Raw genomic sequence first — 14,615 nt, 5'->3', positions numbered from 1 at the left:
TCATCCGGGCATTAGTCCGGATGGTTAAAGACATAAGGTTATGCAGATTGCTAATTTATTGAAGAGTAACAGGCATTCCACATTGTTAATCCATGCTGCTATAGGAGTACTTATCGGATATTTTGTTCTTCATCCAATTAGTATGACAATTTATTGGTATGAGATGAATCAGGAGCCATTTAATTGGACTGAACTTGGGACTGTCATAAAAACAAGTTTTGCACATTCATTCCGAGGCCATATGATGCCTATGGCAATTGCTTTTGCAGTGCTTGGATTAATTGGTGGATATGTATCTGGAGAGTATTACAGTTCTATTAGAAAAAGAGAAGTAAAGATATATAGCAAACGAATGCTACTAAAACAAAGCATTCCGACAATGATATCAAAAGGTGAAAATGAATTTGTTGAGTTTATTCCATCGTTACGTTATGACTATCGGCAAGTTAAAACGAACAAAAACATTGAATTTGAAGTGTTGAAATCGATTGCTGGCTCTCTTAATGCGAAAGGAGGAACTATAATATTAGGAGTAAGTAAAGATGGTCAGGTTTTAGGTTTGGCCAATGATTATTGGACCTTGAAGAAGAAAGACAAGGATGGATATCACAAAAAGCTGATGACTTTAATTGCTAATGCATTTGGTAAAAATATTTGCACTAACATTCATGTAGCTTTTCATTCGATTGGAGATAAAGAGATTTGCACTGTTCTAATAGAACCCTCTAAACAGCCTGTTTATCTTTTAGAGAATAATACAACCGTATTCTTTTTAAGAACAGGGAATTTGACATCAACTCTCTCTACAAGCGAGACGGTGGAGTATTTAAACACAAGACCTTAAAGTATTGAGTTATGAAACTAACAATAATGGTTTTTGGACTGATTCAAGTATTAATGATTGAATCATATGGACAATTGAAATATGAAGGAACGATTGACTCTGATTACAAAACAGTGACATTGGAAGATGGCAGTGTGAAGTATGTAATTTATAATAAAAGGGAACAAACAGTTAATCTTCACAATGTAGATAAAACGTTATGGAAATCAATAAACCTTTCATTACCTCGTCACCATTTTCTGGATGAGATTAAGCATATCTCCTTACACACTCTAAATAAAGATGATTTATTGGAAATCATTTATTCATGCACAGTTTTGGCATCACATGATGATATTGACACGCCTGAGGATGAATTTAGAAAGATTGACTCTACTATTAACGTCATCAATGAGCAAGGTGCTGTATTGTTAAAAGTGCCTAACAGCAATGATATCAAGCTTATAGATACAGGAGGTAAGAAGAAGTTATTGGTATATAGACATTCTTCTGAGCGAATCGGACATGGGGATGAAACACTCGTATACTCTTTCTAATAAGCAGGTAGGAAATTTTAAAAAAACAGGAAAAGATGAAATATTCTAGATTATTATTAATAGCGGTTATCGCATTCTCGTTTTATGCATGTGATAAAAATGATGAATTGGAAATTGATGATATTACCGGCACTTACATTGGTAGCTTAACTAACTCTAACTTAAAATCTGCTTTGGATGAGGGGCAAGGTAGTGATGATGCTACTACTGATGTTAAGCTTATGGGTGATGGACAAATCCAGGTTCATTGTTACAGTACTGATTTTGATACGACCATTGTGCTTGATTACTATCATAACAATGATAGTATTATGGTTTGTCTGACAGGCGATGATTTCACTAATATGTATGGCCATATGAAAGGAGAAGGACACATGAGCGGCGGTATGATGGGGGATATGCACGATGATGAAACTGAGTGGATGTATCATATGGATGATGAACACCAGGATAGTGATGAGCATTATGGGGGATTCCATCTAGATTCTCAGTCATTTGAGTACACTTTCCTTATGCCGGATGGGAAAATAAAGTTTAAAGGACAAAAGGACTAATTTAAGTTGACCTTTTTATTCGGTTATATAGATGATGTACGATTGGTTATGCAATGGTAGGAACTGGTTTTAATGAAACCATCAATGCTGTATAAGAGGTGCTTGTCGTTTGGGGGAGATAAATAATCAAGATAAGTCAGTGTGAGAAACTAGATGTCAGTTTTCATAGATAATTGACTTTAGAAGCTTTGAAACTCTTATAAGCCTAAAGACTATATGAGCTCAAGATAATGTAGGTCTTATATAACTCTCAGTATTGTGATTGAGGGAATAGACAGAGAAATATTATAGTGATATAATATTAAGTCAAATACATTCTGTCAATTTTTCTACAACAATACCCTTTTATCTTTAAATAGGGTATCAGAATTTGAGGTAGACTACATAAGTCACAAAATTAAATATTATGTTATCAATACATTCTTTAATAAAAGTCTCAGCTGCAATTATTCTTGCAAGCTCTATGTTATTTGCCATTCTGGCTTTCAGTATAAGAACAATTGGTGGTAAGCTAAAGGAAGTGTTTAAATGGAATCTTTATCTGGGTACATTACTTTTACTGGCTTCATTTATAAGCAACTATTACTGTGTTCAATGGTCAGAAAATGAGTTGGAATTGATGAATGGAAAAGCTGATGTACTAATATCTGTTTTATTTCTGGGACTTTCATTGCTGTACATATTCAGGAATAGTAGAATGTCTCCTAAAGAGGTTGTAGTTAGTGTGCTACTTGTCTCATCAGGTACTATTGTGTATTTCTTTAATTGTATTTTTAAGGTGTGCATATGAAAAGAAGTTTAATGGCAAAAAGCGGGAAGGAAGTCCAAGTGCTATGGTCAAGGAAGGAGAAGCGCATTCTATTTGTTTTCTGGGGGATATGCCTATTAATTATCGCTATCGCTTATTTTTTATTTATTAATCGTTCAATTAAATATCAGAATGCTAGTGCAGCTTATGAGGGACTACAAGTGCCAGACAGTGTAGTTTGTATGGTTAGTAACCAGGTGAAGCCGATTGCATTGAATTCAATAATGGTACAAAATGGCGTTTATTGGGGGTGTTGCGATAGATGCCTTAATCGATTGCATTATAACATTGGTAATGTTCAGTATGCTAAAGATCCCTATAATGGAAAGACGATAAAAAAATGTGATGCAATCATTCACATTAGTCCGTTTAATAAACGAACTGTTTTGTATTTCGAATCAAATGAAACCTACAATGAATTTCTAAAAATAGATAAAAGTTAGATATGAAAACAAGCATTTTAGCATTTAGCATGTTGTTTAGCGCTGGTTTATTAATGGCCGCAGAGATGATTTATACATCTAATGTTTATGGTAATTGTGGAATGTGTAAAGAGCGCATTGAAAATGCCATAAAAGCAGTGAAAGGCGTAAACAATGCTGATTGGAATCCAAAAAATAGAGTGGTGACATTGTCTTTTGATAATGAGCTGACCAATATTTACAAAATTCATAAGGCTATTGCCAAAGCAGGGCATGATACCGATATGTACCAGGCTAGTGATAATGCCTATGCTAGACTTCAAGAATGTTGTCAGTATGTAAGGGCCAAGCAATCAGAACACAGAATGCAGACCTATCCAGACGAAAAACGTATTGTGATGTATTTTAATTCGAAAGAGGCGTATGATAATTTTTTAAATCAACAAATAAACAATTAGTTATGAAGACAAAAATTTTAGTATTAGCCATGGTGTTTAGTACTGTGCTGACAATGGCTGGAGAAAAAAGTGAAACATTTAAAGTTTATGGCAATTGCGGTATGTGTGAAAAGCGCATTGAAGGTGCAGCAAAAGAATTGAAAGGAGTTAGTGCTGCGGATTGGGATCAAAAGAACAAGATGATGAGAGTAGTCTATGATGATCAGCAAGTAGAAATCACTAATATCCATTTGGCAATTGCCAATGCAGGACATGATACTGGTATGCAAATGGCTAAAGACGATACCTACTCAAAACTCCCTGGATGTTGCAAGTATGAACGTGCAGCAATTTCTTCTCAGAAGGAGGGAATGCATATGAAACATAACAAAGGTGAAGGTGAATCAGGTTGTACAATGCCCAAAAAAGCTAATGCCAGTGGGTGTTGTGGTAAGTAAAATGAAAGATGTTTATATATTAATTTTTAAAAAGTAGTAATTATGAAAGGAAAAGTAATTGTATTAGTAGCATTGATATCAATGTTAAGTGCTGTCAAAGTATTAGCTCATAATGAGACTAAGGAGTTTAAAGTATACGGCAAATGCGGTATGTGTGAAAAGCGTATTGAGAGTGCAGCTCAATCAATTAAAGGGGTTGTTGCTGCTGATTGGGATAAAAAGACAAAACAGATAAAAGTTGTTTATGATCCACATTTAATCGATATTAAATTAGTTCATAAGGCTATTGCTGGAGCAGGCCATGATACAGACATGATTAGAGCTAAAGATGAAGATTATAAAAAGTTACCAGGGTGTTGCAAGTATGACAGAGCTCCCCTTAAAAAAAATGAACATAGTGGACACTCGCATTAAGAAATAGCTATACTTTACGTAGTTTTTTATAGTGATATGAATTCGTAGATGTTGATAGATTTTCATTCTGAATGAAAAAATGAATGGTTAGGCTTCTAAATTTTATAGTAAGGTGAGCATAATTCAAATAGCCTAATTTAATGTCATTACATCGTATTGAATTCAGGTGTAATTTATAAACAATTGCCCAAGGATATCTAAAGAATAGTTCTTGGGCATTTTTACTGCTGTTCATATTCAGTGTTTCTAATTTAACTGTTTGAATAGGTTACGGATAAAGTTTAATTTTGGGATGCACAGATAAGTCTGCTAGGGTGGATTATTTCTTGGCTTATCAATAGTTATAATGTGACACTTCTAAATCATTAAATATCCAAGGATACTAGTAAAAATGTAAATAAATGAGAATCGTAGATTTATCCAAGCCAATTAGATACAATAAAGAAGACCCTTGGTTTATGAGGGTGATAATCAAGCATAAGCCACATCGGAAGTCGAAATGGTTAATAAGGTTTTTAGGCTTGCCATTTAAACTATTTCCAAAAGACTTTATTGGCTGGGCTGATGATACAATAAAAAAAATGGGGGTTCATTCCACTACACATATTGATGCCCCATGGCACTATGCTCCAAGTGCAAATGGAAAAAAATCAATGACAGTTGATGAAATTCCTCTGGAATGGTGCTATGGCGAAGGTTTAATGATCGATATGAGTTATAAAGAGGATTTTGATCCTATTACTGTTTCTGATATTGAGAGTTTTTTAGCCCAAGAGCATCTGAATATAAGACCTGGGATGATTGTTCTTATTAAAACAGGGCGAGATAAGTATAATGGTACAAAGAATTTTCACAAGATAGGAACAGGAATGAGTGCAGAGGCTACAGAATGGTTGATAGACAAAGGTATAAAGGTGATGGGGATTGATGCTTGGGGATGGGATTTACCTTTGCCGTATATGCTTAAGAAAGCCAGAGAGACGAAGGATTCAGAGCTGTTTTGGGAGGGACATCTAGTTGGCAGGAATAAGGCTTATTGCCACATGGAACAATTGGTTAATCTTGGTAACTTACCATACTGTGGGTTTAAAATCGCCGTTTTCCCTTTAAAAATTGTGGGAGCATCGGCAGCCCCTGCAAGAGTAGTTGCCATATTTGAATAATTGGTTATTGCAAGAGTCTTTGACATGATGCTAATATTGAATATTATCAATGCAATGGATTACAGTGGATAAAGTCACCTGATATAACATATTGGCATAAGGCAGAACTAGTCATTTTTATCAAGTAATATAGTGGCAAATACAACCCCACATGCAAAACAGAACGGCAGCTCAAAAGGCTGCCGTTCTTCATATTATATGTACTTGCCACTACTTGACCTGATAAGCGTGACTTATCTGACAGATGTTGAAGTTGTCAGATGATTTTTCCTATCAATACACTCTAATCCTTTGTGGAGAGCGATATTGATAGAAAAAATGAAAGAAAAATAAATGTAAGATGGAGTTCTAACCTAATCACACTGTCTGTAAAGTCAAGTCCTGCCTTTTACATATTATAAGACTGTTTAATTATCAGATTACTGATTAATAGGCTGAGATGAGCTGAACGGTTTTAATACATAAGAGTATTTGTAATTGTCTGCCTTAATCTGGTATTGTTCATGAGGTGTAGCACCCCACGAGTTGTCACCCCCAACACCCATTATTTTGTGGTCAATATTCAGGATGGTCTCCTTACGAGGTTGCATATCTGACATATGCTTTGAACCTCTCTGGTTCTGACTCAGATCCTCTGGTGTAAAGTGCAGGGCAGAGAAACCAAAATGCATATCGCTTTTTATCAATAAGCCACGACCTTGTTTATCAGTTAACGTAACCCATCTGGTGTCAGTTTTGTAACCTGTTTCCTGAGGGCTGGCGTAATGGAAGTACTGATTGGTTACTGTACTTTTATAATGGTCAATAAATGCAGCTGTTTTTCGATCGGGGTAATTTTCCCAAGGGCCACGTCCATACCATTCGAGATATTCGAAGTTTTCAGGCAGCACCATCATCATTCCAACACGCGGAATTAAAGAAAGATCCTTTTTGCCTTTTTCAAAAGAGTAATCTACTACGATTTCGCCATTGCCATAAACAGTGTAAACCGTGGTTAATTGGCTATTAACATCAGGTAATTCAAATGCTAATGTGACAACAATACTATTCTCTCCTTTATGTGTGGTTGCCTTTTTAACGATCTTGTTGGATCCAGCCTCGCGCCAGGCTTCATATTTCTTAGGCATGTTATAGCCAAGATCATTATCATTGGGTGCTTTCCAGAAATTAGGTTGAGGCCCGTCAATAAGGTAATCAATCCCTTCAAACTGATATTTAGTCAACTCACCTTTCTTCAGGTCAAATTCTGCCTGCAGCTGCTCTGACATAATAGAGGCCTTCTCGGCAGTCAGTTTGAGGCTAACTTTGGGATATGAAGGAGTGGATGTTGTAGCAATTGGGGTGGCTACAGGCAGTGCCAGCTGTTCTGTAGCCAGCTCAAAGCCAGCCGGTATCAAAGGCTGATCGTTCATTGTGACTACCGAAAAATGTACGAAATATTCTTTCCCGGGTAATTTATCAATCGCCTGCAAGCCAAGGTCGTATGATTTTGTTTCGCCAGGCTGTATATCCCTTGGAAAGAATTCGCCTTCCATTACTTTCTCTCCGTTAGCCTTAACCATCCAATTAATTTTATAGTTATTCAGAGATATAAAGTCATGGTAGTTGGTAACATCTACTTTGCTGCATGCTTCGTCGGCTGGTCGAATCTTTATATATTGATACACCTTTTTAACTTCATACAATGATGGATGAGGCGTTCGGTCGGTATTCACAACACCATTCATGCAAAAATTCTGATCGTGTGCATGTTTTTCAGCACCCAAATCTCCACCAAAAGCCCAGTATTTTTTTCCATCATTATCATAAGCAGCAATACCCTGGTCAACCCAATCCCAGATAAAGCCTCCCTGAAGGTGGTCATATTTCTCTATCGCATCCCAGTAATCCTGGAAGTTACCAACGCTATTTCCCATTGCATGGGCATATTCGCATTGTATCAATGGACGTTCCTGTGGTTTGGATGCATATTTAACCATGGCATCAATACCCATGTACATCGGGCAAAATATGTCGGTGTGAGGCTTAAGACCGGCTCGTTCGTAGTGTACAGGGCGAGAGCTATCCCGCTCATGAATCCATTTAGAGGTTGCCTCAAAGTTAGGGCCATCGCCTGCTTCATTACCAAGCGACCAGATAATAACACTGGCGTGGTTTTTATCTCGTTCAACCATTCGGATTGTACGATCCATATGGGCATCTAACCAAGATGGAACTTTGGCAATGGTTTTAGCTCCGTAGCCCATCCCATGAGATTCAATATTAGCTTCATCAATGATGTAAAGACCGTATTCATCGCATAGTTCATACCATTTAGGGTCGTTAGGATAGTGGCAGGTACGCACCGCATTGATGTTATTTTCTTTCATCAGTTTTATGTCAAGCAGCATCGATTCAACACCAACCACGTGACCTTCAAATTCATCGTGTTCATGCCGGTTAACGCCTTTGAATAACACGGCCTTTCCATTAACCAGGAGCTGCCCGTTTTTGATTTCCACTTTGCGAAATCCTACCTTATTGGAGGTGGTTTGAATTATCTTACCATCCTTATCCTTAAGCGTAAGCAATAGGGTGTACAAATTTGGTGTTTCAGCACTCCACTTTTTAGGTTCTTTAATCAGGCCTGTCAGCGATGTAGTTGTTGATTCCGAAACCTTAAGGTTTTTTGTGGAGGTCCATACTCTTTGTTTTCCGTCATAGAGATTAGCTTCAAGTGTATAAGTGCCGGTTGTTTTCTTATGTGCCTTTAGTTCAACTTCAACTGCAGGCATTGCATTTTTGAACTGGTCATCTAAATTGCACTTAAAGAAAAAGTCGCGTATTCTGACTTGTGGAGTTGAATAAAGGTAGACATCACGTTCAATTCCACTTAATCTCCAAAAATCCTGACATTCAAGGTAAGAACCGTCACTAAAACGATACACTTCTACAGCAACCGTGTTATTACCCTTTTTGATATAGGGTGTGATGTCAAATTCGGCCGGTGTTTTGGAGCCTTGCGAATAGCCAACCTTTTGACCATTGATCCAAAGGTACATGGCCGACTTAACAGCTCCAAAGTGAATAAAAACTTGTCGCCCAGACCAATTATCAGGCAATAGAAATTCCCGCTTGTATGAGCCTACAGGGTTCCAGTCGGTTGGTACAGTGGGCGGTTCTGGATTTTTAGGTGCAAACTCATACCGCGTATTGATGTAGATCGGCACACCATAGCCATTTAGTTCCCAGTTGGCAGGTACTTTAATGTTATCCCAGTTTGACACATCATAATCTGTTTGGAAAAAATTCTGTGGACGATCAGCTGGTTTAGTAACCCAGTTGAACTTCCAGATGCCGTTCAATGATTGGTAAAATGGTGATTCTAAGGGTACATTATTGATAGCTGCAGCTTCGCAATCGTAAGTGTAAAATGTCGAATAAGGGATCTCCCGGTTGATTGCAAAAATTCTTTCATTTTCCCAGTCTTCCTGAGCATAGCATGATATACTGCTAAAGATTATCAGCAATAAATAGCAAATGTGTTTCATTTGATTTTTTATTTAAAACATTAAAGAAAAGTATTTACAGTGTTTTTTGATTATTAATGTCATGGGTGGATTGTATTTAATTGTTTGTAAGCAAATATATTCTTAGCGCAGCGTCTTAGGGTTTAAATTTCTTCTGTTTTGGTTGATGAATCTTTTTGTTGCTGAAAAATAAGGTGTTACAATTTTATTTATAACATGCCGCTATGTTCCTTGTTGATTAAAGTTGCTCATAAATCAGGAATAATTCAATGGAATGTTATCTTTGTTTCAAAAGGTTAAAAAGTGTTGGTTCTGATAATGTTTGTTGCTAATAAAATAAAGCTGGTGCAACGGTTCATTTTATTTATTATTATCTTATTTGGAAGCCATATGCAGAATAGCTATGCTGGCTTTCGCACGTACTCATTTAGGCATCTGACTGAAAATATTGCTTTAAAGCAAAGTACGGTTAATTGTATATATCAGGATAGTATTGGCTTGATGTATTTCGGAACCAATGAAGGGTTGTTCCTGTATGATGGGTATAGCTCTGAACTCCGTTGGAATACAATTGATTCAGAACTTATGTTGAAGGCCAATAATATTTATTCAATTGCTCATTTTGCCCATTCATTGGTTCTTTTAAGTACTGAGGCAGGAATATATCTATATAACCCGGTCACGCATCGTTTTTCGCTGGTCGAACTACCTTTTGATGACTTTGGCAAGATTTCATTTATATCATCAGGTGATAAATTGTATGTCTATTCTAATAAGGGGCTTGGTTGTCTTTCAGTTAATTTAACTGACAATCATTATGAGGCGACATATCTATCACTGAATAGTTTAATGAATGACTGGAATTCTTCGGGATTGGTTAGGTTCAGCTCTTATACTCAAAGTCAATCGGGAAAGGTTCTTTTGGCACAAAGAGATGGTCAGGTGTTTTGTTTTACGCCCGAAGAGGAACGCATAGAACGGTTGTGGGTTCAGCAGCAAAGTATTACCTGCATTTTTGAAGATAGTAATGGGGTGGTATGGCTTGGTTCTGACAATAATCGAGTGACAAGCTGGCAACCGGATATGCCTTGGAGTCGTTCATTTCAGCTCCAGATTAATCAGAACTCCTATGAAGTAGCCAAATACATCACAGCGATATGTGAGGATGAGGAAGGAAACATTATTATTGGTACCAATAATAATGGGATAGCCCTTATACCTTCAGCGGGTAAATACGAGTATAAGCCCGACATAGAGTATTATACAGTTGAATCAGGTAACTCTAACAGTATTTGCGACAACAATGTATCGTATTTGTTTTGTGAACGTTCCAATGCCATTTTTATTGGCACCAAGGGGAATGGCATAAATCAGTTATCCCTGGGGAAGGGGTGTTTTACACAATATGTTGTGAATAATAATGACGCCAATAGTCTGGATCATTTCAGGGTTAATGCTATTTATGAAGATAAGGAAGGGTTCATATGGTTTGGCACTCGGCTGGGGCTTAACCGGTATCATAAAGCAAGTGGACGTTACGAGCGGTTTAGCAATAAAGTACCCCGGGCAAATGAGACACGTCCTAATGGGGTAGAGTATATTGGTGAGACTACCTGCTTTTGCAAAGATAGTGACGGAAACTTGTGGATAGGCACCTACGGGAGTGGATTGTACCGGTATGATTATGACAAGAAGCAGTTTTTTCATTATGAGGATGAGCAGGGCAATGATGTGCCTGCCGACCGTATAACGGATATCACTCTTGATTCGGATAATAATTTATGGTTGGCTACACATTCTGCGGGTATTGCCCGAATACTAGGGGTAGATAGTGTGAGAAACAGACTGAATATTAGATATTACAAGTGTGATAATACTGAACCCAACGTATCATCCTCCCAAAACGTTGATATCGTTTTTATAGACAGTAAGGATAACCTCTGGTTTTCACATCGTGATAATGGGTTATTCAGGTTAGGAAAGGAGAGTAAGACCATGCAAAATTTCAGGTATATTGCAGGTGATTCTACATCGTTGTCTAATAATACCATTATTTCGGTTTGTGACGATAACAATGGAGATATATGGTTTGGGACAGCTCGCGGACTCAATAAGTTTGACATAGAAACAGAACTTTTCACTAGTTACACCATGGAGAGCGGATTGCCCCACAACTCTATTTGTGGAGTTTTAAGTGACGATCGGGGAAAAATATGGCTGTATACCCAACGGGGCATCTATCGCTTTGATCCTTCGACCAAAATGTTTGTAAGCTTTATTGAGAATAGCCGCATCTTTCATGAGGACTACACCATTGATGCCTCCTTTAAAAATTCTTCGGGCAAGCTTTATTTAGGAACCATTAATAACGGATGTTTTGCCTTTCATCCGGATAGTATAAGCGATAATTTATTCGTCCCATCGGTTTCATTCACTAATTTTCATATGTCTGAATGTGCTGCGCCGGATCAGGATAGAGCGGTGTTTTCATGCCCCGATATTAATGTAGATACCCTTAACCTTGAATTGACTTACAAACAAAACAACTTTTCGATAGAGTATACGGCTTTTGCTTACCATGAAAGCCTTAATCTGCAGTTTTCTTATCATATGCAGGGAGTTGACAGAGGCTGGAACAAGACAAACGAAAAGAAAATGCTCATTCCATATACCAATCTGAGCCCTGGTAAATATGTGTTTAAGGTTAGGGTAGCCAATCAGCTGAATCCTGGTGATTACGCCGAGAAAAGGATGAATATTGTTATTAAACCCCCTTTTTATGAAACACCTTTGGCCTATTCAATCTATGCGATATTACTACTACTCATTGTTTTTGTCTTATACCGGTATACTTTATCAAGGATAAAACTAAAGAATGACCTTCATATCGAGAGGATGAAACTGGGCTTTTTTACCAATGTGTCGCACGAATTCAGAACCCCATTAACCTTGATTGTTGGACCATTAAAAAAGTTGATGGCAGCTGATGAAGGTATGTCAGAACAAGAGCGCAGGGCACATTATTCACTTATCAACCGGAATACTGAAAAAATGATGAAGCTGGTCAATCAGATTCTGGATATCCGGAAAATAGATAATCAGAAGATGGTGCTAAAGACCGAACAAACTGATATCATACCCTTCACAAAAGATATATTCGATTGTTTCAATTTGCTTGCACAGGAGAAGCAGATTGCGTATTCATTTGATGCACCATCAGTACAGATTAATATGGCGTGCGATCAGGATAAAATGGAAAAAATTCTGTACAATCTGATATCTAATGCCTTCAAGTATACACCTGTTAAAGGCTCAATAAGTGTGAATATTGAATCAGATGCAGGTAAGCAGCTGTGTATATATGTCAGAGATACGGGTAAGGGGATACCCGAAGATAAGATGAATTGTATTTTTGAATGGTTCTATCAGGTTGAACAAGGGAAGGAAGCGAACATAAACGGGACAGGCCTTGGTTTATCAATTGTTAAATCGTTTGTTGAGATGCACCATGGAAAAGTTACTGTCCACAATAATGAAGTTGGATGTACTTTTGTTGTCAACCTGCCGTTACAAGATTGTCGCGTTGATGAGTCAGGCATTAAAAAAGAAGCAGGCGCATTCCGCAATAAGTTGGTTATGGAGAGGAGTGCGGACTTAAGTGCACATCATTACCCTGATCATAAAGGAACGGAGCTGAATAACAGAAGTGATGCACCACTCATTTTAGTCGTTGAAGATAATGATGAGGTCAGGGAGTTTATAATTAATCAGCTCTGGCAAAACTATAGAATTAAATCAGCTACAAACGGAACAGAAGGATTAGAGCAGGCAATTGATAGTGTTCCCGATTTGATTGTGTCTGATATTATGATGCCTCACATGGATGGATTCGAGCTTTGTAAACAACTTAAAACAGATATCAGGACCAGCCATATACCTGTGATTTTATTAAGCGCCCGCTCTTCGGTTGAGCAACAGATACAAGGGATCGATATTGGTGCTGATGCATATATAACAAAACCTTTTGAGCCTTTCTACCTGGAGGCCAGAATTAAAAATTTAATTGCATCGCGTCAGAAGCTAAGACAAGTGTTTAAGGCTGATACCGACAGCTGTTCCGATATGGCTGGTGAGATGACCAATGCATTGGATACAGATTTTCTGAACAAAGTAACGTCAATCGTGTCTGATCATTTAGATGATCCGGATTTCTCAGTGCCTGATCTGACTAAACAAGTTGGTATGAGTAATACTGTTTTTTATCTGAAGTTAAAGGCATTAACAGGTTTTTCTGCCATTGAGTTTATCAGGCACATTCGCATGAAAAAGGCTAAAGAACTACTGAATTATAATTCACATACCATATCTGAAGTGTCTAATATAGTTGGCTTTAATGATCCTAAGTATTTTAGTACCTGTTTTAAAAGGATGTATGGTGTATCTCCGAGTCAATATGTTTATAAAAAAACTAAAATTAATGATTGATCTGGTTTTGTTTAGCTCTGAAATATCATTTCTTTGTAGAGATAGTGTTTAAAGTACGCGTTTATGCCATTAAGTGACAAAATAATTCTCAAAGAGCTTAGTAACGGAAATGAGCAGGTATACCATTCGTTGTTTGATAGTTATTATCCCACCTTGATGCAGTTTGCCTATCGCTTTCTATTTGATAAAGACGCCTGTAAAGATATTGTGCAGGAAGTGTTTATTACCCTTTGGGAGAAAAGGGAAGTCCAGGAAATAAAATCGCTGAAGTGGTATTTGCATACGGCCGTTAAGAATAAATGTCTGAGTTACTTGCGTAATATCGGAATTAAGGATAAGCATCAGGTGTATTTAATAGACTCTTACCTGTTGGAGCATTCTGAAGAAGAAGTGCTGGAACCACAATTAGTTAAAGAGGTTAATGAGGCGCTTAACCAACTGCCCAGAGAAATGAAGCGCATCTTCAGGCTTAAATATCTACACGGGCTTACGATGAATGAGATTGCTGAGGATTTGGATATTTCGGTTAGTACCGTTAAAACTCAGCTGGGCCGGGCCAGAATTAAACTGCGTAACCTTCTGTTTGATCGCACGCTGCTCGTTTTTTTTCTCTAACAAACACATCAGGGTTCGGGCGGTTGGTATGCCTGCTTCGCATAGGTATGGATAGTTCTTCATACCTGCTTCGTATGTTGTTCGATTCATCCTCACTCCACCTTCGCCACGCGCATACCGAACATGGATTGAAGCAGTATCGAACATGGATCGATGCTAGGACGAATAACCTTCGGTAAACGTTAAAAATAGTTCGAAAATTGGTAGTTTGAAGGAAAAAACGGCAAAAAAGATGGGGGTAGGGCAATTTCAGCTAAAAACCATGCAAATATGTTAAATGAAATATTCGAAGCATCTCATAATTAGCAGGTAAATAGGATTGTGAGATAATTGATGTTACGGTAATATTACTGTTGTATTCTTTAATGGA

12 protein-coding genes are annotated in these 14,615 nt (G+C 37.6%); 11 read left to right on the top strand and 1 reads right to left on the bottom strand.

The features are described from left to right. Positions 1-40 precede the first annotated feature (40 nt). The 9 genes from KEM09_RS14665 to KEM09_RS14625 all read left to right on the top strand — a co-directional run bounded on the left by KEM09_RS14665 (position 41) and on the right by KEM09_RS14625 (position 5,636). A complete protein-coding gene (locus KEM09_RS14665; RefSeq protein ID WP_212229429.1) occupies positions 41-844 on the top strand; it encodes an AlbA family DNA-binding domain-containing protein in 804 nt (267 codons plus the stop codon). An 11-nt stretch (positions 845-855) separates the two neighbouring features. Next, a complete protein-coding gene (locus KEM09_RS14660; RefSeq protein WP_212229428.1) occupies positions 856-1,380 on the top strand; it encodes a hypothetical protein in 525 nt (174 codons plus the stop codon). A gap of 35 nt (positions 1,381-1,415) precedes the next feature. Further along, positions 1,416-1,934: a hypothetical protein gene (locus tag KEM09_RS14655; protein ID WP_212229427.1), complete on the top strand. Its 519-nt coding sequence runs from the start codon at positions 1,416-1,418 to the stop codon at positions 1,932-1,934. 463 nt (positions 1,935-2,397) lie between these two features. Then, positions 2,398-2,724 (top strand): hypothetical protein, encoded by a 327-nt coding sequence (locus KEM09_RS14650; RefSeq protein WP_212229426.1) that lies wholly within the window; start codon positions 2,398-2,400, stop codon positions 2,722-2,724. Beyond that, entirely contained in the window at positions 2,721-3,185 is a 465-nt protein-coding gene (locus KEM09_RS14645) for a hypothetical protein (protein WP_212229424.1), read from the top strand. Before KEM09_RS14650 ends, KEM09_RS14645 begins: the two co-directional genes overlap by 4 nt. A 2-nt stretch (positions 3,186-3,187) precedes the next feature. Next, a complete protein-coding gene (locus KEM09_RS14640; RefSeq protein WP_212229422.1) occupies positions 3,188-3,622 on the top strand; it encodes a heavy-metal-associated domain-containing protein in 435 nt (144 codons plus the stop codon). Positions 3,623-3,624: 2 nt separating this feature from the next. Then, positions 3,625-4,059 carry a heavy-metal-associated domain-containing protein gene (locus tag KEM09_RS14635; RefSeq protein WP_212229420.1) on the top strand — a complete coding sequence of 145 codons (435 nt, stop codon included), beginning with the start codon at positions 3,625-3,627 and terminating at the stop codon, positions 4,057-4,059. A gap of 42 nt (positions 4,060-4,101) precedes the next feature. Further along, positions 4,102-4,473 carry a heavy-metal-associated domain-containing protein gene (locus KEM09_RS14630; protein WP_212229418.1) on the top strand — a complete coding sequence of 124 codons (372 nt, stop codon included), beginning with the start codon at positions 4,102-4,104 and terminating at the stop codon, positions 4,471-4,473. A 401-nt stretch (positions 4,474-4,874) separates the two neighbouring features. Continuing rightward, positions 4,875-5,636, top strand: a complete 762-nt coding sequence (locus KEM09_RS14625; RefSeq protein ID WP_212229416.1) for a cyclase family protein — start codon at positions 4,875-4,877, stop codon at positions 5,634-5,636. A 419-nt stretch (positions 5,637-6,055) separates the two neighbouring features. Here the strand turns inward: KEM09_RS14625 and lacZ are convergent, their stop codons facing one another. After that, positions 6,056-9,166, bottom strand: coding sequence for a beta-galactosidase, LacZ type (lacZ, locus tag KEM09_RS14620; RefSeq protein WP_212229414.1), 3,111 nt, complete (start codon positions 9,164-9,166; stop codon positions 6,056-6,058). Between the two features lie 369 nt (positions 9,167-9,535). On the opposite strand from lacZ, the gene KEM09_RS14615 reads away from it, so the two are divergent. Next, on the top strand, positions 9,536-13,630 hold the full coding sequence (locus KEM09_RS14615; protein WP_212229412.1) for a hybrid sensor histidine kinase/response regulator transcription factor: 4,095 nt from the start codon (positions 9,536-9,538) through the stop codon (positions 13,628-13,630). Between the two features lie 63 nt (positions 13,631-13,693). Continuing rightward, positions 13,694-14,245 carry an RNA polymerase sigma-70 factor gene (locus KEM09_RS14610; protein WP_212229410.1) on the top strand — a complete coding sequence of 184 codons (552 nt, stop codon included), beginning with the start codon at positions 13,694-13,696 and terminating at the stop codon, positions 14,243-14,245. Positions 14,246-14,615: the final 370 nt, after the last annotated feature.

The sequence above is a fragment of the Carboxylicivirga mesophila genome (assembly GCF_018271975.1).
Lineage (GTDB): Bacteria > Bacteroidota > Bacteroidia > Bacteroidales > Marinilabiliaceae > Carboxylicivirga > Carboxylicivirga mesophila.
The sequence above is the reverse complement of the archived record's forward strand: the minus strand, read 5'-3'. Positions and strand labels throughout refer to the sequence as shown.